We start from the raw sequence: 21,018 nt of genomic DNA, 5'->3' as shown, positions 1-21,018 counted from the left end.
TAAAAGCGAAGTGTTCTGCCTACGCTATTAGGAGTTCTCTGTATTTTGGGTTGGTAATATCCCCTGTTAGACATTTTATAAGACTATTTGTCATTTGATCAGAAATCTATCCAAAGCGAAGGAAAAATGCGACACTCCTGGGGGAAGAGCAGCTTCCGAAGACCCCGCAGTGAGTGCACTTTGCTCACGAGGAGGCTGAGGTGCTGCCCCCGGAAAGGGAGTATTTTTCCACAGCGCTGGACTACCACTCAATTCGAAAAGGATGGAAGGAAGCCGCACTGAGAACTATGTCGCAGTTTGCCTCAACTGTAATACTTAAGAAATAGATTAATATCTAATCTCAAATCAACAAGTAAATACTGCCCATTTGTCTGATGTTTAGAATCCGGTATGTATTTTCCTTTGAAAGTCTTCTAATGTATCTCCATTCAGGATGACAATTCGGGGCAGTTCATATGGATTGCTTTGATATGTACCAAGGCCACCTGCCACAGTAAATGCTCCTTTTATTCCTGAATTTTGAAGTGTAGAGATGGTTTCCTGGTCATAATCGCCATAAGGGAATGCAAAAAAATCCGCTCGAATGTTCAAAAGAGAATCAAGGGTATTTCCCGCTGTCGTTATTTCCATGTTTTTATCCTGTTTATCCAGCCCGCTTAAATAGGGATGGCTTGCTGTGTGATTTTGAACCTCTATTCCATGATCCATCACTTCTTTCAATTCGCTTGCTGCCATATTTGCTTCTCGATCTATCCAGTCGGTGACTGTAAACTGCGTTGCTTTCATACCGTGTTCCTTTAAAAGTGGGAAAGCATAAGGATAAAAATCTTTTGTATTATCATCAAACGTAAGCAATATCGGTTTTAACGGTACGGGAATCTTTCCATTTAACATATCGAGATATTCCGTACATAATAGCGTTGTATAGCCGTTTTCCGCTAGATAATCTATTTGTCTTTCGAATTTCGAAAGGCTCAGTTGGTATAAATTATCCGGATCAGGAGAAGGCGATATAACGTGATAACATAAAGCAGGTATTTTTATGTTTTCAGGTCCTGATTCAAAAGGTTTCTCACTTTGTCGTCTACTATTCTTCATTATAAACACCTCTTTGCTTAAAGAATAAAGGAAATAACCGATAACGACACCGGTAATATTGAGAATCAAGTCATCTACATCCAAGCTTCCACGCCTTGTGAAAAACTGGGTGCATTCAATCATTATAATAGCAGCTGTACAAATGGATAGCAGTCGCTTTAAGCCAAGTTTTCCATAAATGTATCGATAGTATAGTCCAAAAGGGACAAACAAGCCGATATTGGCAGCAAGGTTGTACATGGCTATAAACCAATTAACTTCCCCTGACAAATAAAACCCTATTGTTTCGAATGGAAGCAGGTTGACACTTCCATAACTTTGATCACTAGGTCTGAAAAATAACAAGACAAGTAAGGCTAAACCATATATTGAGATACTGGCATGCATCGCCCCGGCTTTCACTTCCATCTTTTTTTGGGCCAATCTGTACACAATATATATCGCTGCTAAGGTGTAACAAATCCATACCACCCCGATCACAATCGGATGAAGATACCTGGTAAAATTCAGCCATGATGGCAAGAAAACAATGAATAATCCTTGAGAAATCAATAGATTCAGTTTGATAGAGTTCCGCATGAAGACCACCGTCCATTTATCCTTTCTACATATGAGTAAGACGAGGATGAATCCTTGTAAAGTATATATCTGAAATAATCAGATAAGTTTAAATATTCCTGTCTTCCATATGTTAACATTAATTAAGTCGGATGATGAAGAAGGTAGTCAGTATCTGTAACCTTTTATATGATTATTTCGTAGAAAAAGCAGGTGAAGGGTACCGGGTTATTTTCCTGCCGGCCGGTGGTTTCTCAGGAAATAAAGGACTCAACATTGCTGAACACTTGGAAGCAGGGTATGTAACACATATGCTTGATCTTTCGGGTATAGATAGGAAAAGGTATCTGGATAGAGGGACGTGTCACCTCGAAAAAGCTGGTAGAATGGGTAAAGGAATATTTTTTACCAGCAGGATATTAAAAGAGCTACAGAAACGAGGTAATCGAATTGCTTAAAATAATTAATTTGGTTTTATCCATTGTGGTCATAGCTTTATCAGGTTATAGCTTGTTCACTCAAAGTTTCGAAATCATGCCATATATGATGTCAGCGCTTGGGGCGTTGGTGTTCACAGCCGGGTTAAGAGAAATGCGGAAAAACAATAAAGGATTTTGGGGTTATGCGTGCGTGGCAGTATCCCTGTTTGTTTTTTATACAGCGGTGCAGGGATTTTTGATTTAATACTCCCGGGTTATCAACGGGGAAAAGAAAGGTTTTGGTGCAGTGATCAGAAAGGCAGTAGAAAAAGACGTGGACCAACTGGCTGATTTGATGGGGGAGCTTGGTTATCCGACAACGGTAGATGAGATGCGTGAAAGGTTTAAGAAGATTCATTCTAACCCCTTATATTGTACTTTTATTGCAGAGCATGACGGAAAAGTTGCTGGCATGGTAGGAATGATGAAGGGTTTGCCATATGAGAAAAATGAAAGCTATGTACGCATTGTTGCGTTAGTTGTCCATTCTGTATATAGAAACCAAGGGATTGGCGAAAGCCTAATGAAGGCTGCAGAAGAATGGGCAAAGTCACAAGGAGCCTCCAAATTAGTACTGAACAGCGGCAATCGCGAAGAAAGAAAAAAAGCACACCAATTTTATATCAGCAGAGGGTTTGAAGGGAAAGCGACTGGATTTTATAAAAGTTTAGCCAAATGAAGACGATTTTAAATCCTAATAGAGATACTCAGAAGGTTGGCAACGGTATATGGTTATATTCTTCAAGGAGGGATAAGATTGAATTCCATTTTTAGAGGAATTTTTATATTTTTGACGGTCGCTGTCATCACATTCCCTTTCTATTACTGGTTTCCCACATCGACCGAGTTTAGAGTGATAATCTCTTTTACCAGTGCTGTTCTCGGTATATTCCTGGCAAATTATGTCATAACTGAAAGGAAGAATAGAAGAGGCTGATCGGGTCTGTAGCCGCACTTGAAAATTTGAATGCAGATCCTTCGAGCCGTAATGGACTTTTTAGGTTAGCATCCTCATGGAGGATGTATTGAACTCTCCTAAAAACCTGTATGGAGGCAGTAGAATGTTAATCAGGGAATTAGAAAGAAAAGACCTTTCTGCTATAAAAGAGTTAGCAGCGATTACCTGGAAAGATACATACCAAGCGTTGATTCCGTTACATATCCAGAAAAAAACATTAAAACAAGCCTATTCAGCTGCTGCGATGAACAAACGGTTTGAGAACAGCCTGATGTTAGTGGCGGTCGTACAAAATGAAATCAAGGGTTACGCATTTCTTTCTCAAGAAAAATACGGTCGAGTCCATCTGGAGGCATTATATGTCCACCCTTACAGTCAAAGAAAGGGAATCGGCAAGGAATTAATAGAGACAGGAATTGGTTATTTTCCATCCATTAAGCGGATTACCTTGAATATTTTAAAAGGTAATGAAAATTTGTCGTTTTATGAAAAAATGGGATTTGTTGCGATGAAAGAAGAATCCTCTGTTGAGTTTAGCGGTTATCCTGTAAAGTTCATCCATATGTCTAAGAAAATAAGGGCGGATGTCCAGGTGGAACGGGATCACTGTTAAATCAATAGACACCAAACGAGAATGAAAGAATTTGAATCGGGGAGATTTATATGAAGAAATGGTTCTTCATCCTGCTGTTTTTTGCTTTAACGGCTTGTGATGAGCCAACAAATAAACTTGATGAGAATACGATAATCAATGCTGAATTGACTGAAAGGGAAAAGGTAATCCTTTCGACGACTTCCGAGCAATCCTTTGTGTTTGATTTTAACATGGATGAACACTATCATCAGGCATCTGTTTGGGTGGAAAAGTATCAGTCAGGCAAATTGACGGATGATAAAGTAAGTTATATATCTACCGAAGTGAAGGACAAAGGTTCCATCATCTTTGCCAGTTCGAAGAGCAGTGAGAATAGTGCTGAGTCTATGTTTCATATCAGTATCAGCAGTGATGGTTCTACAGGAACTGTTAGTAACACTGAAATGATGCTGGAAAAGGATACCGCTGTGACATGGGGGACCAATCCAGATATCGATATTTCGGAAGAGGTAGTTTTGGCCAGTATTTGTTTGAAGGGTGACACAGGGGCAATGAGTTCTCTCTCGGAGGATTTTTATAAGGATGTCGAAGGTAATATTGGCGAATTAAAAGAGTATGACGTGGTTTACCTGGTTAAAGGAAAATTCAGCGAATGATGTAGAGGCTATTGTTATTAGCTATTCTTTCTAACTCATGGAATGGAGGAACAGACATGCCTGAAAAAAGACCCAAACTGCCGTTAACTAATCAGGAGAAACTGTTGCTTAGAAAAAGCAAAATAAGGATGAGTGATTTACATCAATTAAAAGTTGAAGAGATTGCGGAGTACATAGATGTTTCTTTTGTAAGAGCCAAAACATTAAAAGGTTTAGCAACGTTTCAGCAGTTACCATCGATTGGCTATGAATTGGCAGACAAGTTGGTCAATGAGCTTGGATATTACGATCTCAGTCAACTCAAAGAAGAAAATTGGGTTGATGTGTTTCATAAGTTGGAAACCAAACTTGGTTGTTGGACCGATTCCTGTGTGGAAGATCAAATCATGTGTATCATTCACCATGCAAACCACCCGGATAGTCGAAAGAAGTGGTTCGAATTTACACAAGAACGGAAATTATATAGAGGAAAATATGGCTATCCATCTTCACGGCCCGAGAAAGCCTGGTATGAGGCATAGTAAACGTGCATTTTATGGTTATGTAAATTTCTCTAATATATACAGTCACTCCATACAAAGCAAAAATCTTAGAAGAGAAACTCAGGGGGGCGTTTATGAATCGTGAAAGTGTGTTACTTCAAATAAACAAAGCGGTTGAAACTATTCTCGAAATTACCAGCAAATTGGATGAAGTGGATTTACATAAAAGACCAACAGCAAATAAATATTCAGTCGGAGAACTGTTAGAGCACATTGCATCGATTTGTGCGGCTGACTGGCTTATTTCAAACGAGGCAACTCAAGAGGAGATGGAGGATTTCTATGCCGGCGTTTCCTATAAGACGATAGATGATTTACAGAATGGGTTGGTAGAAAATTTTGAATCCCTTAAAAATAACTATGAAAAACTGACGGTAGAGGAGCTTCTGACAGAAAGAACTTCCTATTGGGGAGTAACTTATACAAGATACGAATGGTTGTTGGAAATACTCTCACATCTCTATCATCACAGAGGCCAATTGCACGCGATACTAGTTCACTGTTACCAAAAGGATCCAGGTGTTCCCATGTTTGAATAACTCTATAATCAAAAACAAGCCTGTCTCGTTTACTCTGAGACAGGCTTGTTTTGATTATTTTGCAAAACGGTGTTTTCCGATTGTGATAGTTGTTTCTGTTCCGAATATCCAATCACTTGTAGAGGTGACAGGATTATAGAAAAACAGTGATCCTTGGCCTTTTCCTCTGAAGGAAATAGCTTCATTAACGGCTTTTACTGATTCCGCATCCGCCTGCTGGTTGATCGTGCCGTTTTCCACCGGGGAAAATGCATAGTACTTACCTGCATACTTTTGATAAACAACCCCGGCTACAGTATCAGGAAAGTCTTTGTGATCGACACGGTTTAAGATTACTGTAGCGACCGCCACTTTCCCTGCGTAAGATTCCCCTTTTGCTTCTGCGTGAACTAGCTTTGCCATCAGCTGCTTTTCTTTTGCAGTAATAGCTTTAGGGATATCCAATGTTTGTCCGGGAAGAATTTTTTCCCCTTTTAAGTTGTTGGCTCTTTGAACACTGGAAAGAGAAACACCGAATTTATTGGAAATTTTCCAAAGGGATTCTCCTGTTTTTACCGTGTATGACTGGGCGTCAACATTCAATGGTACAGACAAAACTCCAAGTGATAGTACTACAGTAATAAGTGCTTTTTTCCAATTGATCATCTTTCATTGCCTCCTAGTAAACTTGTTGTCTACTAAAAAGGCTAGCAGTTGTAACATGGTTATTCATTAACCAAAATATGACTATCAATCTATTATCAGGGTAGATGCTAGCTAAATAAAGGTCGATTGTTAAACATGGTAATATTTTCCTTGACCTTGAACTCTTCCAATAAAATCATGCTATGGAGAATAAAGGATGGTTTTTAACAATATTACAGAAGTGTTACGCTCAGCCAAAACAACTGTTAAAAGGTAAATAAAGTAAACAAAGCAGGACATACTAACGCATATTATGGATAGTAGGAGGATGTAATTTTGAGCGATGTATCCATTTTTGCTTTAGGCGGCTTGAATGAAGTTGGAAAAAACATGTATGCAATCGAACATGAAGATGAGATTGTGGTTATTGACTGTGGCAACAAATTCCCGGACGAAAGCTTGCTGGGAATTGATTTGATCATTCCGGATATGACTTACTTGTTGGAGAACAAGGAAAAAGTCCGGGGTCTGATCGTCACACACGGTCACGAAGACCATATCGGCGGGACGCCGTATTTTCTGAAGAAAATAAATGTTCCGGTTTATGCGACTCGCTTTACGTTGGGCTTGATTGAATTGAAATTGAAAGAGCACAGAATTCTCCGGGAAACAGAATTAGTGGAAATCAATGCAGATACTACTGTGGAATTTGATCAGTTAAGCCTGGAATTTTTCCGGGTTAACCACAGTATCCCCGACTGTCTTGGAATAGTTTTCAGAACTCCGGAAGGCAACATTGTACATACCGGTGACTTTAAATTCGATTTAACACCGGCCAATAACGAACATTCGGACATTCATAAGATGGCACAAATAGGGAAGGAGGGGGTCCTTCTATTATTATCAGAAAGTACGAATGCCGAGCGTCCCGGGGCGACGCCTTCTGAACAAATGGTAGGAGAACATGTCGAAGAAGCATTTATGAAGGCGGAAGGCAAAGTAATTCTGTCCACATTTGCTTCCAACATTAATCGTGTTCAACAAGTGGTCAGTGCTGCAAAGAAAACGAACCGGAAGCTGTCGTTGCTGGGCAGAAGCATGGTAAATGTGGTCGATGTAGCCATGGAGCGTGGTTATTTGGATGTCCCGGATGGCATGCTGATCGACAAAGACGAGATTGACAAGCTTTCTCCGGAGCAGGTCGCCATCCTTTGTACAGGAAGCCAAGGTGAACCACTTGCAGCCCTATCCCGCCTGTCTACGGGAAATTTTAGGGGGGTCGACGTCCTTCCTGGTGATACCGTCATCTTCGCGGCCGGTCCAATTCCTGGCAATGAACGGAATGTCACCAAGATAGTCGATAATTTGTTTTCATTAGGGGCAAAGGTCATCTATGGTTCTGGCAGTTCTTCCGGGATGCATGTATCCGGTCATGGTTATCAAGAGGATTTGAAACTCATGCTTACATTAATGAGACCGAAATTCTTTATTCCGATTCACGGCGAGTTCCGCATGCTGCACCATCATTGCATGCTGGCTGAATCTGTCGGTGTCGAAACGGAAAATATGTTTATCCTGAACAATGGAGATGTCGTCGATGTTAAGGAGACAGGTGCCCGCCAAACAAGAAGTATTCCATCAGGTAACACATATGTGGATAGTATTGGGATAGATGATGTGGAGGATATCGTATTAAGGGACCGGAAACAGCTATCGGAGGATGGTATGCTGGTCATCGTGTTAACCATGAACAAGACGGACAAAAGCCTTGTCACTCCCCCGGACACTATTTCTCGAGGTTTTGTTTATATCAGGGATTCTGAAGAACTTTTGCATGATATAAACAACATAATTACTAATGCAGTCAATGAGTTATCCGTAAGAGATAAACACCAGTGGAGTGAAATAAAACAAGAAGTGAAAAAATCGGTCGGTAAATTTGTGTTCAAGCGGACGAAGAAAAAGCCGATGATTCTTCCTATTATTATTGAAGTCTGAACATATGGGACTGGCAATAGTTAAGGAAATGTAAGGGAGGTGTCTCAAGTATGGGAAAGAAACCTAACAAATACACAGATGGCATGAGTGATGAACAAGCGGTAAGAGGAGAATTATCTAAGCAATTTGATCATGAATTTGCCAACGAACCTTTATCCCAGAATGAAAAGAAAAATAATAAAAAGACGAAAAAAAGACAATAAGGCATGTGTTACACGTGAGCCCCGGGCAGTTTACGCCTGGGGTTTATATTGTCTTGGCATGGCTCCCGCCGTATGATTTTTCTGATAAAATAGTAACTTGAATAGCTTTATATCAGGGGGGAAATCATGAAGTTTTTTGGGTCCGTGCTCACTGTTATTGCGATCGGCTTTTTCGGTTTTTGCGTGACTGTTATTGCTGCTCTTTCAGTGGAAGGGCAATTCTATGCTCCTTACTTTGCCGCTGTTACGGCAGGTTTGATTATTATCATCATTCTGGCTATTTATGGTCAGTTAAAGAAAAAAGCATACAGACTTTCAGCAATATTTATCGTTTGTATTTGTGTACTTGCTGTCGCGTTGTATGAAGGTTATCAGGCGTATCTGGAAAGTTTGGAAATTGTCAGTACCCAGGATTTTGACTTATCCGACTACCGGCCGTTTTCAGAAGGCAGCAAAGCAGTAACACTTGATGAAGCTTCTACGTTAAAAATCAAAGAAGATTTGCCGGTTCTCGATGGAGCGACTGCTCTATATCCGGTCTATGCAAGCTTCGTTCAAGCTGTTTATCCGGAAAAAATGTATCCGTTGGAAGAAAGCGAGGTCGTCTCCACGCAAACGAACAATTCGTTTGACCGTTTATTGGCCGGGGAAGTTGATATCATTTTCATGGCTGAGCCGTCAGAGTCACAGCAAAAACGGGCGGAACAGCAGGGTGTGGATCTGGAAATGACTCCGATCGGAAGGGAGGCATTTGTGTTTTTTGTCCATAAAGACAATCCTGTTGAAGAACTTACCTTGACACAAATCCAGAATATTTATGCCGGTGAAATAAGCAATTGGAATGAAGTAGGCGGTGCCGATCAAGAAATCAAAGCATTTCAGCGTCCTGAAGGCAGTGGCAGTCAATCTGCTTTGATTAATGTGATGGATGGTGTTCCATTGATGGACGCACCTGCAGAGGAAATTGTTTCTGGAATGGGCGGAGTTATCCGGGAAACGGCAGAATTTCAAAACAGAAGAAATGCGATGGGTTTCTCGTTCAGAAACTTTTCACAAGACATGGTTCAAAACGGAAAAATCGACTATATAGCTGTCAATGGTGTCTCACCGACAAAGGAGAATATCCAAAATGGAACCTATCCCATTATTGACAAGTTCTACGCTATAACAAGGGAAAACGATAATCCACATGTTGAAGATTTTATTAATTGGATGACCTCCTCCCAAGGTCAGGAAATTGTGGATAAAACAGGATATATACCGATCAAGTGAAAGATAAAGTCGGGTGCATGATAATTTGTTATAATGGAACATCGGGAGGAATTTTTCATGATCAGACAAATGCAGGAAAAAGATTTAGAAGCAATACTAAGAATATACAATGAAGCAATCATACATACTACCGCTGTCTATGACTACCATCCACACAGCCTTCACAGCAGAAAAGCGTGGTACGAGCAGAAAATGAAAGATGGTTATCCTGTCTTGGTATATGAAGTAGAAAACAGGGTGGCTGGATTTGCAACGTTTGGTCCTTTTCGGGCCTGGCCGGCTTATAAATACGCTGTTGAACATTCCATTTATGTTGATAGTGCCTATCGTAAAAAAGGCATCGGTTCTTCCTTGCTGGAGAAGTTAATAGCAATTGCCAATGAAAGAGGATATATGACCCTTGTTGCGGGAATCGATGCAGAAAACGAAAAAAGCATTGATATCCATAAGAAATTCGGATTTGTCCATGCGGGGACAATCAAAAATGCAGGATATAAATTCAGCAGGTGGCTTGATCTGGCTTTTTATCAGTTACACCTGAATGGACCGGAAAATCCTGTTGACGGATAATAAAGGAAGCTGGCTGACAGGCCAGCTTCCTTTATTTTGGATGTAGGGGCAATGATAGTGAGGATGCTGGGGGAGATTACTAAATTGACGTAATTGAGCAGCATGGCTATCTTTTGCTCATTTGTTGTTTTATTGGTGCGAATTCAAATAGTTTTCCTTCATAAATCAGCTGAAGACGGTCATTTTTCCGAAAGTCTTCAGGTGTAACCAGGGCAGGCAGCTTATCCCACAGCTTAATACCCGAACGACTTAAGACCTCTGCAACAAATTGAGAACAAAAGTAGGAATTGCTGAACTCGACTGGTTCATTCAGGGTGACGCCAAGAATCCCCAACAGATTATACAGGAATTTATCTCCATTCTTAATAAACACATCAAGGACACGTTTTAGTTTCTTTATATCGCGTTCTGTTACCTCTAGTTTGTAAATAACACAAGTAGTATCCTGATATTTACTGTATGTTCCTGCAAAAATATCCTCTCTGACAAATCCGCCGTTGAAAGGATTGTTGGGATTTTTCCGACCGAAACTGTACATCTCTTTAAGTTCCGGATCAAAAGAAAGAGAAGCGTGATTATAAGGAGCTTTCGTATATTTTTTTATAAGATTTGTAAAGAGTGTGCCTGTGTCAGAAAGCATAATATAGACATAATGTCCCGTCATATTAATTCCCTCATTTTTGCCGGAGCTGCTAACCGCAATGTTCCCTTCTTCAGACTAGGGGGATGAAGTACGCTGGCATGCCGGCTGGTTTATGGTCAACTAACAGAAAAGAGAGCCAAAAACTCCCTGATTCATAATGAAGTGCGTCGCCTTTTCATTATATAATAAGTCTAGTAAAATATATGCAGTTATTAAAGGGTTGGGTGACTCATATGATGGAAACTTTATGGACGTTGACTGCTATTTTCATAGGTTTATTGTCGGCAACGATCTCCCTGTTCATCTTAAAAAAACAGCAATCTGGAAAAGACTATTCCGGTATATTGTTTCGGGTGAAAACTTGGTGGGGGATGTTTGTTGTTTTCTGCTTTGCGACCTTGTTCAATCCGGTTGTTTCTTTGCTGTCTTTGATGGTTCTTTGTTTCTTTTCCTTAAAAGAATATTTCTCCATGATCAAAACCCGGAAATCCGACAGGCGCATTTTCCTTTGGGCTTATTTATCGATTCCTGTTCAGTTTTATTGGATTTACATCGGCTGGTACGGTATGTTCATCGTTTTCATCCCTGTATACGTCTTTCTATTCCTGCCACTGCCCCGAATCATCCGAAAAGGAACGCTCGGTTTCCTGCGTTCGGTCAGTTTTACACAATGGGGTCTGATGCTGATGGTATTCGGTTTGAGTCACTTGGCTTATTATCAATTCGCTTCTCCTGCTTTCGGCTCCAATCTGGTACTATTTCTAATCGTACTCACCCAGATAAATGACGTCTTCCATTACCTTATTTCTCTTTATATTGGCAGAAAAAAAGTTGTCCCTTCAGCCAATCCTTACATCACATGGGAAGGTTTTCTCGGTGCTTTGCTCATGACCACAGGAGTTTCCTACCTGCTGTATCCATACCTGACACCTTTCGGCTTACCATTCGGAATCCTTTCCGGTGTAATCATCGGGGTGGCAGGCTTTATCGGAAGCCTGACTATTTCTGTATTAAAGAGAGATTTGTTAATCAATGATAAACAAAAATTTGAAACATTGAAGGGGAGCTACTTAAACAGAGTAGACAGTTTGACCTATACCTCTCCGATTTTTTTCCACATCATCCGTTATTTTTTTGATTTTATGTAATCAAAAGGAAATGGGGGGCTTTAAGTTTGAATACCTGGAATCATGGATACGCCCGAAGCTCCCAGCTGATAATAAGCGGCGTAGTTGTTCTTTTAATGACTTCATACAAGAAAACCCTCCAGGCAGATTGGTCGGAATCGAACACTTTTTCCAGGCTGAGCCTGTTTTCTTCAGCATTTTCAATTGGGACCGCTGAGAAGAAATGTGTGCCTCCCATCTGTTTGAACACCTCTGTATTCAATTCTAAATTTTTCAGCGTTTTTGTAGAATCCTTCTCGTACAGATAATTCTTCCCGAGTTCATCTGTGAAAATATAACACCGTCCTCCCCATTCATCAAAATAGGTTCTGATTGCTGCGTTTTTTTCCAATTCTTTTGCAATGATTTTCCGGAACTGGTATTTATACTCCAGTGGATAAAAATTGTTGTAAGTATCAAGGGTGTAAAAGCCATTATACTGGGCAATTGCTGGATGAAGGCCGATACTTGCCACTCTGTATTCCTCCTGTGGTCTACCTATATATTCTTTAATTTCCGTAAATTGCTCCTCAGCAAAGAATTCTTTAACAGTTGGCCGGAATTGAAACAAAACTTCCTCATTAAAGAAAAGCATAAAGACAACTTGAACGATTGCAAGGCGTGGTGCAGCCCTCTTCCATCCCCCGCCGGCATTCCACAAAAGCTTCAGGCTCAAGGCAAACAGTACATATATCACAAGGGGTCTTAAAAAGTGGTAACGGGCAAAATTGAACGTATCCAGGAAGTGAAATCGTTCCGTTAATGGAAGCCAGCCCTTGTAAAACCAAAAAGCATACCAGGCAGACAATACGAAATTAAGGCAGAAAAGAAATAAGAATACCCTTTCCTGTTTCCACAGCTTATTTTTGATTACCAAATAAAATGCCAAAAGAGTGACAGGGAGAATGACTATGGTATGCATCGTTGCCACGTGATGGTGGCCAATGATGTAATTCTTAAACGTCAGCCTGACACAATGCCAGAAGCTAAGCCGGGCATGGAAATACTCATCCCTGCTATTCGGTTCCTCATCAAATAGAAAAGAGTAGACGAGTCTGTACTCCACCAGCAGAAAAACAAAAGTCATATAACAAATCGCCAATAAAAACCGTATATTCCAGCTTTTGTTCCGAGCTGCTTCCACCAACCAGAATAAACCCATAGCACTCAGGAAAAAGAAGAAACCCAGGACAATACTGGCATATAAAGGAAGCAACGTTAGAACGAGCCAGTTTATCCATGATTTTTCCCCATTGCGTATATTCAAAAATGCCCATAATGCAAGAGGCATGCCAAGTGTGCTGAGCATTCCGGAGGGCCAGAAAGGTGTCATGGCAAAGGCAAGGCTGACGGTAACACAGAATATTGCCGATTCGGGTCTTGGAATTATATGTTTTCTTAAAAGAAGATACATCCCAAGAAATGCCGCGAACCTTGCAATTGTCTGACTTAGTGCATAGGCGGTCATTGTTGGGAAAAAGGCATATAACCATACAATCAAGCTGAATTCAGTTCCATAAGCATTTCGCTGTAAGTAACCATTGATAATCTGAGGCACCCGGGCATCAACTGAACCGGTCATAACACCGCTCTCTGTCAAAACCTTATACCAGGCCAGATTGGAGTCTAAATTGTCATGAACCCTGAGATGTGCGTTCTCGCCAAGAATGAAAAGAGGAGAAACGAATAAAGATAAAACAATTAGAGCGAAGAGGATCATTTTTTGCTCTTTTTTATTTTCGAACAATGAAAACAACTCCCGGAGATAAGAATGTTTATATGGCGTGAAGGTACGTTATTCATTAAGTTTTTCAATAGAAAGAAAATCTATTCTTTTTCATCATTTACATATACAGTCAAACTTTATATAATTAAACTATATAGTTGAACTGTATAGTTTGGCATTAAAAATTATTTACCGGAGGAACTAATGAATAGAGATAAAAATTTACCGCTAACAGAAACGACCTACTATATTCTTCTGTCTCTGTTGGAGCCTGCTCATGGTTACCGCATCATGCAAAAGGTAGAGGAATTGAGTGATCAACAAGTGAAAATAGCAGCAGGTACACTTTATGGAGCAATAGATAATCTGTTAAAGCACGGATTGATTCAGTCCGTGAAAAGTGAAGATAAACGACGGAAAACATATGTGATTACTGATGAAGGAAAAGAGATTTTGCGATTGGACTATGCAAGGATGCAGCATATGATCAAAGTTACAACAAGTCTTTTAAACTAAAAGATTGGAGGATGTGGAATGAGAAGATTCAAGCATTTTATCGACTTTGACAAAGAGGAGAAATGGCTGGAAAGAATGGCTGAGCAGGGGTACCATCTGGAAGACACAGCATTTGGTTATAAATTCCGGCAAGGCAAACCGGAACAGGCTGTCATTAAAATCGATTACAGAAAGTTTAGAAAGCAGGAGGATTTTGTGGACTACTGTACGTTATTTGAAGATAGTGGATGGCAACATATTGCCGGGAAGAAAAATTCAGGTGCCCAATATTTTAAAAGAACAGAAGGCAAAGGAGAAGAGGATATCTTTTCAGACAAGAAGTCCAAAGCTGGAAAGTATAAAAGGCTGTCTGAAAAGTTCATGGAATTGGCAATATGTTACTTGCCGATTTTGGCTGCGTTGACAACTACAGGCGTCATTGACATAAGCGTGTTATTCCATCCATGGGAACTGTATTACACACCAGGACTATGGGAAAAGACAGGATTATCTTTTTGGGCTGCTTTTTTGTTTGAAACTCCTTTTGCATTTTTTAGGGGTGTGGCCTGGTTATTCTTTCCGGTTATGATTATCTGTTATTGTTGGTTCTGGTTTAAAGCACACAGGCTGTATGAAAAAAATATAAATGCTTGATCTACCTGCATATGAAGAATACCTGGTTCTGCAATAGAATCAGTCTTTTTTTTTACTTAATGAAACAATTTGGAATGCAATTGCCGGGAAGTTTTTTATGTTTCCATTGAAGGAGCAAGTAAGAGGTATATCGAAACCATACAGATAGTTGAATTTTATATAAAGGAGTTGACCCAATAATGCAGTCGCCAATCAAAAACAAAGTGAACCTTGTTTTTATCCCGGTTAGTGACATTGTTAAAGCAAAGGAATGGTACACAAGAATTCTGGGGATTAAAGAAGGCGAATTCTTTTTTGATCATTTGTTCGCAGCGGAGATGGAAGGGACAGGTATGATTCTGGATACTATGCCGGCGTGGCGTGATGACAATGGGGTTCTTCCCAGATTAAACGTACCATCAATTCAATTTGCCACAGATGATATTCAGGCATCCTACCAATTTATGAAAGAAAATGATGTAGAGCTTGTGACGGAAATCCTCCATGACCAATTCTTTGTTTTTAGAGATCCAGATGGGAATATGCTGATGGTTTGTGAGGAGAATTAGTAAACAATCGTCGTTTTAGCTTTAGTGAAGTGTAAATATAATCAAGAGCGTTTTATCATTGGTCGGTATGGGTATATACGTCCAATAAATCCTAATAATAAGCAACGGATGGAAACCACTTGGAAAGGTTAGGACATGATGAAACGTTATCTGTTTATTTTTTCTATCATTGCCGCCATTATTTTTATTACTTTGGTCGGATTCGGTAATGGAGAGAGGGAGTCAAATATCAAAAACGATAAAGGGGGAGATTGGGTCGGCGCCTGGACCGCAAGTATGCAAGCGCCGTTCGAGAAAGGAAATTCACAAAAGGGATTTGGAAATCAAACAGTGCGGATGATTGTCTATCCACATGTGGAGGGCGGAAATGCACGAATAAGGTTATCCAACGTGTTTGGCGCCACATCATTGACAATTGACGAGGTCCATGTGGCAATCCCGAAAAAGGACGGAGGAATCAAAAGTGGTTCAGACCAGAAGGTCACTTTTGATGGAAATCAAGCCGTCACAATCCCCTCTGGTGAAAGGATCTACAGTGATCCGATACCGATTGAGATAAATCGCAGCGACGGATTGGCAGTTAGTGTTTATGTACAAAAAGAAACAGGACCGACAACCTGGCATGCCCATTCTATGCAGGACACCTACGTTTCAAAAGGTAACAGTGTAGACGAGGGTAGCCGGGCTTTTGAAAAGTCGGAAGCAGCCTGGTATTGGCTAGATGGAGTAGATGTCATCCCGGATGATTCTGTTAAAGGTGCCATTGCTGTGTTAGGCAGTTCTATAGCGAACGGAAATAAATCGACGAAGAATGCCAACCATAGATGGCCGGATCTTCTAGCTGAAAGAATCCATAAGGAAAGTCCCGAATCAAAGTTATCTGTGTTGAATGCCGGAATTTCAGGTAACCAATTACTGAATAGTCCACCTGGTAGAGGGTTGAATGCTCTGAAAAGATTGGAAAGAGATGTGCTGAGCCAATCTGGTGTTAAAGCAGTGATCCTACATCAGGGGTTGAACGATGTAAGGCATCACCCTGACTATGGTTCTGAAAAAATAATTGCAAGGATAAAGGAGATTATTGATACTGCCCATGATAAAGGTTTAAAAATATATGGTGGAACTTTGGCACCTTATAAAGGATCTGGCCTATATACTCCAGAAGGGGAAAGAACGAGGCAGGAGGTAAATGAATGGATCAGAAACAGCGGCTCTTTCGATGGTGTGATAGACTTCGATAAAGCATTGAGAGATCCGGACAATCCTGACAAATTCCTTGCTGAGTATGATGCCGGAGATCATTTTCATCCTAATGATGCCGGGTATGAAAAAATGGCTGAAACAGTAGATATTTCGATGTTTAAAGAAGATGGTATCTTGAAATGAACAAGGAACTTCCACACAGGGAAGTTCCTTGTTTTATTTTATTGATTATCCGGTGAAGTATCCTCCTGGTATTCAAGAATGTCGCCGGGCTGGCAATCCAATGCCTTACAAATGGCATCCAAAGTGGAAATTCTAATCGCTTTTGCTTTTGCATTTTTCAATATCGATAGGTTGGCCATCGTGATTCCAACGTGTTCGGATAACTCCGTTACACTCATTTTTCTCTTTGCAAGCATTACATCAATGTTTATGATAATCGCCATGTTGTCACCTCATACAGTCAATTCATTTTCTTCTTTGATTTGCGATGCCGTCTGTAATAATTCCCTCAGTACCAAACAGAAAACAGCGATGGTCAGCGATGCGAAAATGATTGCAAAGCCCACTAGCACAATACCTGGATGTAAGGCGCTTTGAGTCGCCAAGTAAATAATACCAATTATATATAATAGGATTATGGTGAAAGCGCAAAGGGTTATTCTTTTCAATGAAGATAATGCTGTTTCTGAGAAAACGCTGCGTTTTTCAATTAAGTTCAAAAGTTTGTACGCTTGATAAAACGCAAAATAAAACGGGATGGCGGTGATATATATTCCTGAAAGGACCGGGTATTTCAGGTGACTAAATTCAGGAAACATTTCGGCAGTATACTGGGCAAGCCGCGGCAGCCAGAAAACACAGAGAATAAGTAATGCAGCAGCAAGAAAAAAGAGGGCAGCCTTTAAGAAAATGGTCATTGCTTGTTTCATCTACAACACCCTTCTGTTGGTTATGATACTATTAGTTTAAGTTATAATTTATTGATTTACAATAAAAAAACTCTAAAATATAATAAATATATATTGAATGGGAGGAGGGGTGTGATGAAAGCACTGACCGTTTTTTTGCTTGTTACCTACGGGGCGATTTCCGTGTTATGGGTGAGGAACTCGGCGTTTTTATTCTCGAAAGCAGGGGGGGTTATTTGGTTTATTTCTATTTGTGCTGGTTTCTTTTTACATAGAATGTCTGGGACGTCGTCGGTTAAATCAAGAAGGGTTTTGCTTGTTTCGAATTATTTTATGGTGTTTTTGGCTGTTCTGACTATGGTCATTTATTTTACTGTCAGCTCTATGCCATAACCATGTCTGGAGGTAGATCGTTGAAATGAAGAAGATTCTGGCTATCATTACATTCCTAACGTTTCTGTTAGTGGGTTGTAACTCTTCAAAAGAAAAAATGATATTGTTGGAGGAAGCGGAATCCATTTCCGTTTCTAAGTCAAATGGATTCGGAGGATTGAACGAACGTTATTTTTTGCATGTAAATCAACAAAAAGACATATCCTTGTGGGAAAAAATTATTTCTGACGCTGAATACGATCAACTTCCAAACAAAAATACTCAGCCGGATTTTGATATATTGATTGATTACGGAGATGGCAATACGCATGGTCTTCATCTCTTTTTAGGTAATAAAGGAGAAAAAAGTGCCTTTATGTACGTTGGGCACGAAGATCGTTTCTATGTTATTAGTGCAGAAGCTTCCAAAGTATTGGCAAAGGAACTGGGACACCCGGCAAACACAACAGTTTATGAATAGGTAGAATGCAAACTAGAATCATAGCTCCTATTTATGTTAGGATAATCCTGGCAAAGAGAGAACCCAATTAGGGAAATGAGGGGAATAACATTTATCCATACATATTATTGATATTCGTCGTGTTATTTTTTTCTGGCAATATTCTTGTTGGAAAAGCAATCAATGATTTGCCTCCATTTACGATTGCTTTTTTCCGTTTGGTCGTGGCATTCTTTGTTTTGTTACCTGTCGGCTTCCGAGGTGCTCGGAAGTACAAGGATATGTACTGGGAATACAAGAAGCCGTTTATGATTATTACTTTAACAGGTGTCACTTTTTTTAATACATTTATATATGGAGCATTACAATTTACCACTTCAACAAATGTCTCGGTATTAGAGACGGTTATTCCCGTAATGACAGTGATTCTTAGTGCACTATTCCTAAAAGAACGACTTGCCCGCCTGCAGTGGATTGGTATCATTCTCTCTCTTATAGGAGCGGTTTGGGTGGTCATGAATGGGCAGGTCCAAAAGCTTACCTCAATGGACTGGAATATAGGGGACGCGATTATGATCGGTGCTATTGTGATGTGGGCCGTGTACTCGATATACGTTAAGCAGTATTTGCATCTGTTCCCGACATATGGAACGTTGCTTGTCATGACCGGAATTTCAGTAGTGGTGCTGCTGCCGATCGTGACGGTAGAATGGATGGTGACAGGGTTGCCTGTATTTGACACCCCTAACATGGTTGGATTAGCATACTTGGGCATCTTCCCGTCCTTTATAGCGCTTGGATTCTATAATCGTGCGGTTGACTTGACAAGTGCTTCCCAGGCCTCTGTTTTTTTGAACTTTCTTCCAGTCGTAACAATGATCGGGGCATATTTTTGGCTGGGAGAGTCGATCACAGTCATGCAGATTACAGGAGCATTTGCTGTCATTTGCGGGGTAATCTTAACGACTCAAGCAGGGAGAAACAAACAGAGATTAAAGAAAATGGATGAGCAAACATAGCTATTAAAGGGAAAGGACTGCTTGTTGGAAGGAAGCGTCTTTTTTCTTTTGCGAAAAAAATTAACTGAATAGTGAAACTTTATTGCTTTGTAATCGTTATGTAATATAGCAACCATTTTTCTACCAGTAAAATGGAATGCAATATTTAGAGGGGGAATATTTTTATGCTAGAAGGCGCATTACTTTTAATTATTTTAGGCATTATTGGAGCAGGCGTCTTTATTGGAGGTATCGCGACTTTCATCATCTTCCGTCTGCGCTATAAAACTGCGAGCTCCAATGAAGCGTTAATCGTTACTGGACCGAAACTTGGAGATCCAGAACAGGAAAAGAATGTTTTTGAAGATGACAATGGAAGATCCGTGAAAATAATCCGGGGCGGCGGCTACCGTCTGCGCATGTTTCAGACAGCCACACCGATCGACTTGACTTCTTTCCAACTGCAGGTGAATTCTGACAAAGCTTATACAAAAGAAGGTATTCCTGTACGAGTTGCCAGTACTGCTGTCATCAGTATCGGCAGCGAGTTGGAAATCATGGCGAATTTTGCCGAAAAATTCTTGGGGAAAAAGCAAAATGAACGGGAATCCGAATTGAAGGATGTCTTGAATGGTCATTTAAGGTCGATAATTGCTTCCCTTCCGATTGAAAAGATTTATAACGATTTTAAAGAAGTCAACACCCAAGTAAAGAAAATTGCGGAGTCAGACCTAAAAGGAATGGGTTTCGAAATTACCTCCTTTGCGCTTAACGATGTGGAAGACGTCGATAAAGAAAATGGGTATATCGATGCGCTTGGACGTCCTCATATCGCCGAAGTCCAGAAAAAAGCCAATATGGCAGAGTCAGATGCCACCAAGGAAACAAGGATCTACCATGCGAAAAATGATCAGGAAGCAAAGGACGAAGAAAACCGTCGCTTGACTGCTGTGGCAGAGTCCACTAAAGAAAAAGAAATCAAGGAAGCAGAATTCCAAAAAGAAACAAACCGGGCCAAAGCGAATGCAGATCAGGCCGGCGAATTGGAAAGGCAAAAACTTGCCCAGCAAATTAAAGAAGAAGAACTCAAAGTTCAATACATCGAAAAGCAGCGTGCTGTTGAACTGGAAGAAGAGGAAAACAAACGCCGTCGCTCGATTGCCGATGCCCAAGCTTATGAAGTGACGAAACGGGCAGAAGCGGAAGCTGAAACAGAGAGGATTAAAGGGGAATCAGAAGCAGAAGTCATCCGCCAGCGCGGTATCGCCGAAGCAGAGTCAAAAGAACGTATGGCGAAAGCGATGGAGCATTATGGCGAAGCAGCCATTGTCGAAATGCTCATAAATGTCTTACCTGACTATGCCGAGAAAGTATCTGCACCGTTGTCTCAAATTAAAGATATGAAAGTCATTGATTTGGGTGGATCTAACTCACAAGGGGGATCTTCCAGAATAACCAACAGTGTCACCTCCACTATGCTCGGCATCCAGGAATCATTGAAAGAGGCCACTGGAATGGATTTGAAAGCCATGCTTGAAAGTTATGTCTCAAGAGGAAACGTAAACAATTTTGATTCCGAAACGGAAAGGCCTTATCAGGAAATCTCTGCGACGACCGGGAATGAGAAGGAACAAGACGAAATAACGGAAACAGATAAAACTGCAGAAGATGAGAAAGATACAGAGGAAAACGAATAAAGAAAAAACGGGAAAAGGCGTGCATTTTTGCATGCTTTTTTCCAATGGCCAAT

Annotated in this window: 26 protein-coding genes; 20 read left to right on the top strand and 6 right to left on the bottom strand. The window is 40.5% G+C overall.

Going from position 1 to position 21,018, the window contains the following annotated elements:
* Nucleotides 1-378: 378 nt before the first annotated feature.
* Nucleotides 379-1,677, bottom strand: a complete 1,299-nt coding sequence (locus CZ434_RS22140; protein ID WP_179107235.1) for a polysaccharide deacetylase family protein — start codon at nucleotides 1,675-1,677, stop codon at nucleotides 379-381.
* A 134-nt stretch (nucleotides 1,678-1,811) separates the two neighbouring features.
* Here CZ434_RS22140 and CZ434_RS09700 point away from each other — a divergent pair, with 134 nt between their 5' ends.
* The 7 genes from CZ434_RS09700 to CZ434_RS09665 all read left to right on the top strand — a co-directional run bounded on the left by CZ434_RS09700 (nucleotide 1,812) and on the right by CZ434_RS09665 (nucleotide 5,425).
* Complete coding sequence (locus CZ434_RS09700; protein WP_077622952.1) at nucleotides 1,812-2,114, top strand: hypothetical protein; 303 nt, start codon at nucleotides 1,812-1,814, stop codon at nucleotides 2,112-2,114.
* Complete coding sequence (locus tag CZ434_RS09695) at nucleotides 2,107-2,340, top strand: DUF3953 domain-containing protein (RefSeq protein WP_077622951.1); 234 nt, start codon at nucleotides 2,107-2,109, stop codon at nucleotides 2,338-2,340. The genes CZ434_RS09700 and CZ434_RS09695 overlap by 8 nt, the downstream gene beginning before the upstream one ends.
* Nucleotides 2,341-2,382: 42 nt before the next feature.
* The gene (locus tag CZ434_RS09690; RefSeq protein ID WP_245830958.1) at nucleotides 2,383-2,814 is read left to right on the top strand and encodes a GNAT family N-acetyltransferase; all 432 of its coding nucleotides are present in this window, start codon (nucleotides 2,383-2,385) and stop codon (nucleotides 2,812-2,814) included.
* A 382-nt stretch (nucleotides 2,815-3,196) separates the two neighbouring features.
* The gene (locus tag CZ434_RS09680; protein ID WP_179107234.1) at nucleotides 3,197-3,706 is read left to right on the top strand and encodes a GNAT family N-acetyltransferase; all 510 of its coding nucleotides are present in this window, start codon (nucleotides 3,197-3,199) and stop codon (nucleotides 3,704-3,706) included.
* 50 nt (nucleotides 3,707-3,756) lie between these two features.
* Nucleotides 3,757-4,344 carry a hypothetical protein gene (locus tag CZ434_RS09675; protein ID WP_077622948.1) on the top strand — a complete coding sequence of 196 codons (588 nt, stop codon included), beginning with the start codon at nucleotides 3,757-3,759 and terminating at the stop codon, nucleotides 4,342-4,344.
* A 56-nt stretch (nucleotides 4,345-4,400) separates the two neighbouring features.
* On the top strand, nucleotides 4,401-4,865 hold the full coding sequence (locus CZ434_RS09670) for a helix-hairpin-helix domain-containing protein (protein WP_077622947.1): 465 nt from the start codon (nucleotides 4,401-4,403) through the stop codon (nucleotides 4,863-4,865).
* Between the two features lie 95 nt (nucleotides 4,866-4,960).
* Nucleotides 4,961-5,425, top strand: a complete 465-nt coding sequence (locus CZ434_RS09665) for a DinB family protein (RefSeq protein WP_077622946.1) — start codon at nucleotides 4,961-4,963, stop codon at nucleotides 5,423-5,425.
* Nucleotides 5,426-5,479: 54 nt separating this feature from the next.
* On the opposite strand, the gene CZ434_RS09660 is transcribed toward CZ434_RS09665, so the two are convergent.
* Nucleotides 5,480-6,070: a cell wall hydrolase gene (locus tag CZ434_RS09660; RefSeq protein WP_077622945.1), complete on the bottom strand. Its 591-nt coding sequence runs from the start codon at nucleotides 6,068-6,070 to the stop codon at nucleotides 5,480-5,482.
* A gap of 315 nt (nucleotides 6,071-6,385) precedes the next feature.
* On the opposite strand from CZ434_RS09660, the gene CZ434_RS09655 reads away from it, so the two are divergent.
* The 4 genes from CZ434_RS09655 (at nucleotide 6,386) to CZ434_RS09640 (ending at nucleotide 10,092) form a co-directional block, all read left to right on the top strand.
* Entirely contained in the window at nucleotides 6,386-8,047 is a 1,662-nt protein-coding gene (locus CZ434_RS09655; RefSeq protein ID WP_281252257.1) for a ribonuclease J, read from the top strand.
* Between the two features lie 50 nt (nucleotides 8,048-8,097).
* The gene (sspO, locus tag CZ434_RS09650) at nucleotides 8,098-8,250 is read left to right on the top strand and encodes a small acid-soluble spore protein SspO (RefSeq protein ID WP_077622944.1); all 153 of its coding nucleotides are present in this window, start codon (nucleotides 8,098-8,100) and stop codon (nucleotides 8,248-8,250) included.
* A gap of 126 nt (nucleotides 8,251-8,376) precedes the next feature.
* A complete protein-coding gene (locus CZ434_RS09645; RefSeq protein WP_077622943.1) occupies nucleotides 8,377-9,522 on the top strand; it encodes a PstS family phosphate ABC transporter substrate-binding protein in 1,146 nt (381 codons plus the stop codon).
* A gap of 57 nt (nucleotides 9,523-9,579) precedes the next feature.
* Entirely contained in the window at nucleotides 9,580-10,092 is a 513-nt protein-coding gene (locus CZ434_RS09640; protein ID WP_077622942.1) for a GNAT family N-acetyltransferase, read from the top strand.
* 106 nt (nucleotides 10,093-10,198) lie between these two features.
* Here CZ434_RS09640 and CZ434_RS09635 read toward each other — a convergent pair whose 3' ends face one another.
* Nucleotides 10,199-10,756, bottom strand: coding sequence for a hypothetical protein (locus tag CZ434_RS09635; RefSeq protein WP_077622941.1), 558 nt, complete (start codon nucleotides 10,754-10,756; stop codon nucleotides 10,199-10,201).
* Nucleotides 10,757-10,968: 212 nt separating this feature from the next.
* Between CZ434_RS09635 and CZ434_RS09630 the strand changes: the two genes are divergently transcribed.
* Nucleotides 10,969-11,883, top strand: a complete 915-nt coding sequence (locus tag CZ434_RS09630; RefSeq protein ID WP_077622940.1) for a phosphatidate cytidylyltransferase — start codon at nucleotides 10,969-10,971, stop codon at nucleotides 11,881-11,883.
* Between the two features lie 40 nt (nucleotides 11,884-11,923).
* Here the strand turns inward: CZ434_RS09630 and CZ434_RS09625 are convergent, their stop codons facing one another.
* Nucleotides 11,924-13,621: a DUF6044 family protein gene (locus CZ434_RS09625; RefSeq protein WP_095742968.1), complete on the bottom strand. Its 1,698-nt coding sequence runs from the start codon at nucleotides 13,619-13,621 to the stop codon at nucleotides 11,924-11,926.
* Between the two features lie 210 nt (nucleotides 13,622-13,831).
* Here CZ434_RS09625 and CZ434_RS09620 point away from each other — a divergent pair, with 210 nt between their 5' ends.
* The 4 genes from CZ434_RS09620 to CZ434_RS09605 all read left to right on the top strand — a co-directional run bounded on the left by CZ434_RS09620 (nucleotide 13,832) and on the right by CZ434_RS09605 (nucleotide 16,710).
* Complete coding sequence (locus CZ434_RS09620; protein ID WP_077622938.1) at nucleotides 13,832-14,143, top strand: PadR family transcriptional regulator; 312 nt, start codon at nucleotides 13,832-13,834, stop codon at nucleotides 14,141-14,143.
* An 18-nt stretch (nucleotides 14,144-14,161) separates the two neighbouring features.
* A complete protein-coding gene (locus CZ434_RS09615; RefSeq protein WP_077622937.1) occupies nucleotides 14,162-14,776 on the top strand; it encodes a DUF2812 domain-containing protein in 615 nt (204 codons plus the stop codon).
* Nucleotides 14,777-14,955: 179 nt separating this feature from the next.
* A complete protein-coding gene (locus CZ434_RS09610; RefSeq protein WP_077622936.1) occupies nucleotides 14,956-15,324 on the top strand; it encodes a VOC family protein in 369 nt (122 codons plus the stop codon).
* A 138-nt stretch (nucleotides 15,325-15,462) separates the two neighbouring features.
* Nucleotides 15,463-16,710, top strand: coding sequence for an SGNH/GDSL hydrolase family protein (locus CZ434_RS09605; RefSeq protein ID WP_077625141.1), 1,248 nt, complete (start codon nucleotides 15,463-15,465; stop codon nucleotides 16,708-16,710).
* A 38-nt stretch (nucleotides 16,711-16,748) separates the two neighbouring features.
* Here CZ434_RS09605 and CZ434_RS09600 read toward each other — a convergent pair whose 3' ends face one another.
* Nucleotides 16,749-16,973, bottom strand: a complete 225-nt coding sequence (locus CZ434_RS09600; RefSeq protein WP_077622935.1) for a helix-turn-helix domain-containing protein — start codon at nucleotides 16,971-16,973, stop codon at nucleotides 16,749-16,751.
* Between the two features lie 9 nt (nucleotides 16,974-16,982).
* The gene (locus CZ434_RS09595) at nucleotides 16,983-17,459 is read right to left on the bottom strand and encodes a DUF2975 domain-containing protein (RefSeq protein ID WP_077622934.1); all 477 of its coding nucleotides are present in this window, start codon (nucleotides 17,457-17,459) and stop codon (nucleotides 16,983-16,985) included.
* A 111-nt stretch (nucleotides 17,460-17,570) separates the two neighbouring features.
* On the opposite strand from CZ434_RS09595, the gene CZ434_RS09590 reads away from it, so the two are divergent.
* The 4 genes from CZ434_RS09590 (at nucleotide 17,571) to CZ434_RS09575 (ending at nucleotide 20,965) form a co-directional block, all read left to right on the top strand.
* Entirely contained in the window at nucleotides 17,571-17,831 is a 261-nt protein-coding gene (locus CZ434_RS09590) for a hypothetical protein (RefSeq protein WP_143262125.1), read from the top strand.
* 25 nt (nucleotides 17,832-17,856) lie between these two features.
* Complete coding sequence (locus CZ434_RS09585) at nucleotides 17,857-18,291, top strand: YhfM domain-containing protein (RefSeq protein ID WP_077622932.1); 435 nt, start codon at nucleotides 17,857-17,859, stop codon at nucleotides 18,289-18,291.
* Between the two features lie 107 nt (nucleotides 18,292-18,398).
* Nucleotides 18,399-19,289: a DMT family transporter gene (locus tag CZ434_RS09580; RefSeq protein WP_342745679.1), complete on the top strand. Its 891-nt coding sequence runs from the start codon at nucleotides 18,399-18,401 to the stop codon at nucleotides 19,287-19,289.
* A gap of 164 nt (nucleotides 19,290-19,453) precedes the next feature.
* On the top strand, nucleotides 19,454-20,965 hold the full coding sequence (locus CZ434_RS09575) for a flotillin family protein (protein WP_077622930.1): 1,512 nt from the start codon (nucleotides 19,454-19,456) through the stop codon (nucleotides 20,963-20,965).
* Nucleotides 20,966-21,018: the final 53 nt, after the last annotated feature.

Origin of the sequence: Sediminibacillus massiliensis, assembly GCF_900156915.1 — a bacterium.
In the GTDB taxonomy this organism is placed as follows: domain Bacteria; phylum Bacillota; class Bacilli; order Bacillales; family Amphibacillaceae; genus Sediminibacillus_A; species Sediminibacillus_A massiliensis.
Note: the sequence above shows the minus strand (reverse complement) of the source record. Positions and strands in the feature narration are given on the sequence as shown.

Excerpts from the sequence above, each read along its gene's own strand:
- CZ434_RS22140 (WP_179107235.1), bottom strand. The coding sequence starts at position 1,677 with ATGCGGAACTCTATCAAACTGAATCTATTGATTTCTCAAGGATTATTC.
- CZ434_RS09700 (WP_077622952.1), top strand. The coding sequence starts at position 1,812 with ATGAAGAAGGTAGTCAGTATCTGTAACCTTTTATATGATTATTTCGTA.
- CZ434_RS09680 (WP_179107234.1), top strand. The coding sequence starts at position 3,197 with ATGTTAATCAGGGAATTAGAAAGAAAAGACCTTTCTGCTATAAAAGAG.
- CZ434_RS09675 (WP_077622948.1), top strand. The coding sequence starts at position 3,757 with ATGAAGAAATGGTTCTTCATCCTGCTGTTTTTTGCTTTAACGGCTTGT.
- CZ434_RS09670 (WP_077622947.1), top strand. The coding sequence starts at position 4,401 with ATGCCTGAAAAAAGACCCAAACTGCCGTTAACTAATCAGGAGAAACTG.
- CZ434_RS09665 (WP_077622946.1), top strand. The coding sequence starts at position 4,961 with ATGAATCGTGAAAGTGTGTTACTTCAAATAAACAAAGCGGTTGAAACT.
- CZ434_RS09660 (WP_077622945.1), bottom strand. The coding sequence starts at position 6,070 with ATGATCAATTGGAAAAAAGCACTTATTACTGTAGTACTATCACTTGGA.
- sspO (WP_077622944.1), top strand. The coding sequence starts at position 8,098 with ATGGGAAAGAAACCTAACAAATACACAGATGGCATGAGTGATGAACAA.
- CZ434_RS09645 (WP_077622943.1), top strand. The coding sequence starts at position 8,377 with ATGAAGTTTTTTGGGTCCGTGCTCACTGTTATTGCGATCGGCTTTTTC.
- CZ434_RS09640 (WP_077622942.1), top strand. The coding sequence starts at position 9,580 with ATGATCAGACAAATGCAGGAAAAAGATTTAGAAGCAATACTAAGAATA.
- CZ434_RS09635 (WP_077622941.1), bottom strand. The coding sequence starts at position 10,756 with ATGACGGGACATTATGTCTATATTATGCTTTCTGACACAGGCACACTC.
- CZ434_RS09630 (WP_077622940.1), top strand. The coding sequence starts at position 10,969 with ATGATGGAAACTTTATGGACGTTGACTGCTATTTTCATAGGTTTATTG.
- CZ434_RS09625 (WP_095742968.1), bottom strand. The coding sequence starts at position 13,621 with ATGATCCTCTTCGCTCTAATTGTTTTATCTTTATTCGTTTCTCCTCTT.
- CZ434_RS09620 (WP_077622938.1), top strand. The coding sequence starts at position 13,832 with ATGAATAGAGATAAAAATTTACCGCTAACAGAAACGACCTACTATATT.
- CZ434_RS09615 (WP_077622937.1), top strand. The coding sequence starts at position 14,162 with ATGAGAAGATTCAAGCATTTTATCGACTTTGACAAAGAGGAGAAATGG.
- CZ434_RS09610 (WP_077622936.1), top strand. The coding sequence starts at position 14,956 with ATGCAGTCGCCAATCAAAAACAAAGTGAACCTTGTTTTTATCCCGGTT.
- CZ434_RS09605 (WP_077625141.1), top strand. The coding sequence starts at position 15,463 with ATGAAACGTTATCTGTTTATTTTTTCTATCATTGCCGCCATTATTTTT.
- CZ434_RS09600 (WP_077622935.1), bottom strand. The coding sequence starts at position 16,973 with ATGGCGATTATCATAAACATTGATGTAATGCTTGCAAAGAGAAAAATG.
- CZ434_RS09595 (WP_077622934.1), bottom strand. The coding sequence starts at position 17,459 with ATGAAACAAGCAATGACCATTTTCTTAAAGGCTGCCCTCTTTTTTCTT.
- CZ434_RS09585 (WP_077622932.1), top strand. The coding sequence starts at position 17,857 with ATGAAGAAGATTCTGGCTATCATTACATTCCTAACGTTTCTGTTAGTG.
- CZ434_RS09575 (WP_077622930.1), top strand. The coding sequence starts at position 19,454 with ATGCTAGAAGGCGCATTACTTTTAATTATTTTAGGCATTATTGGAGCA.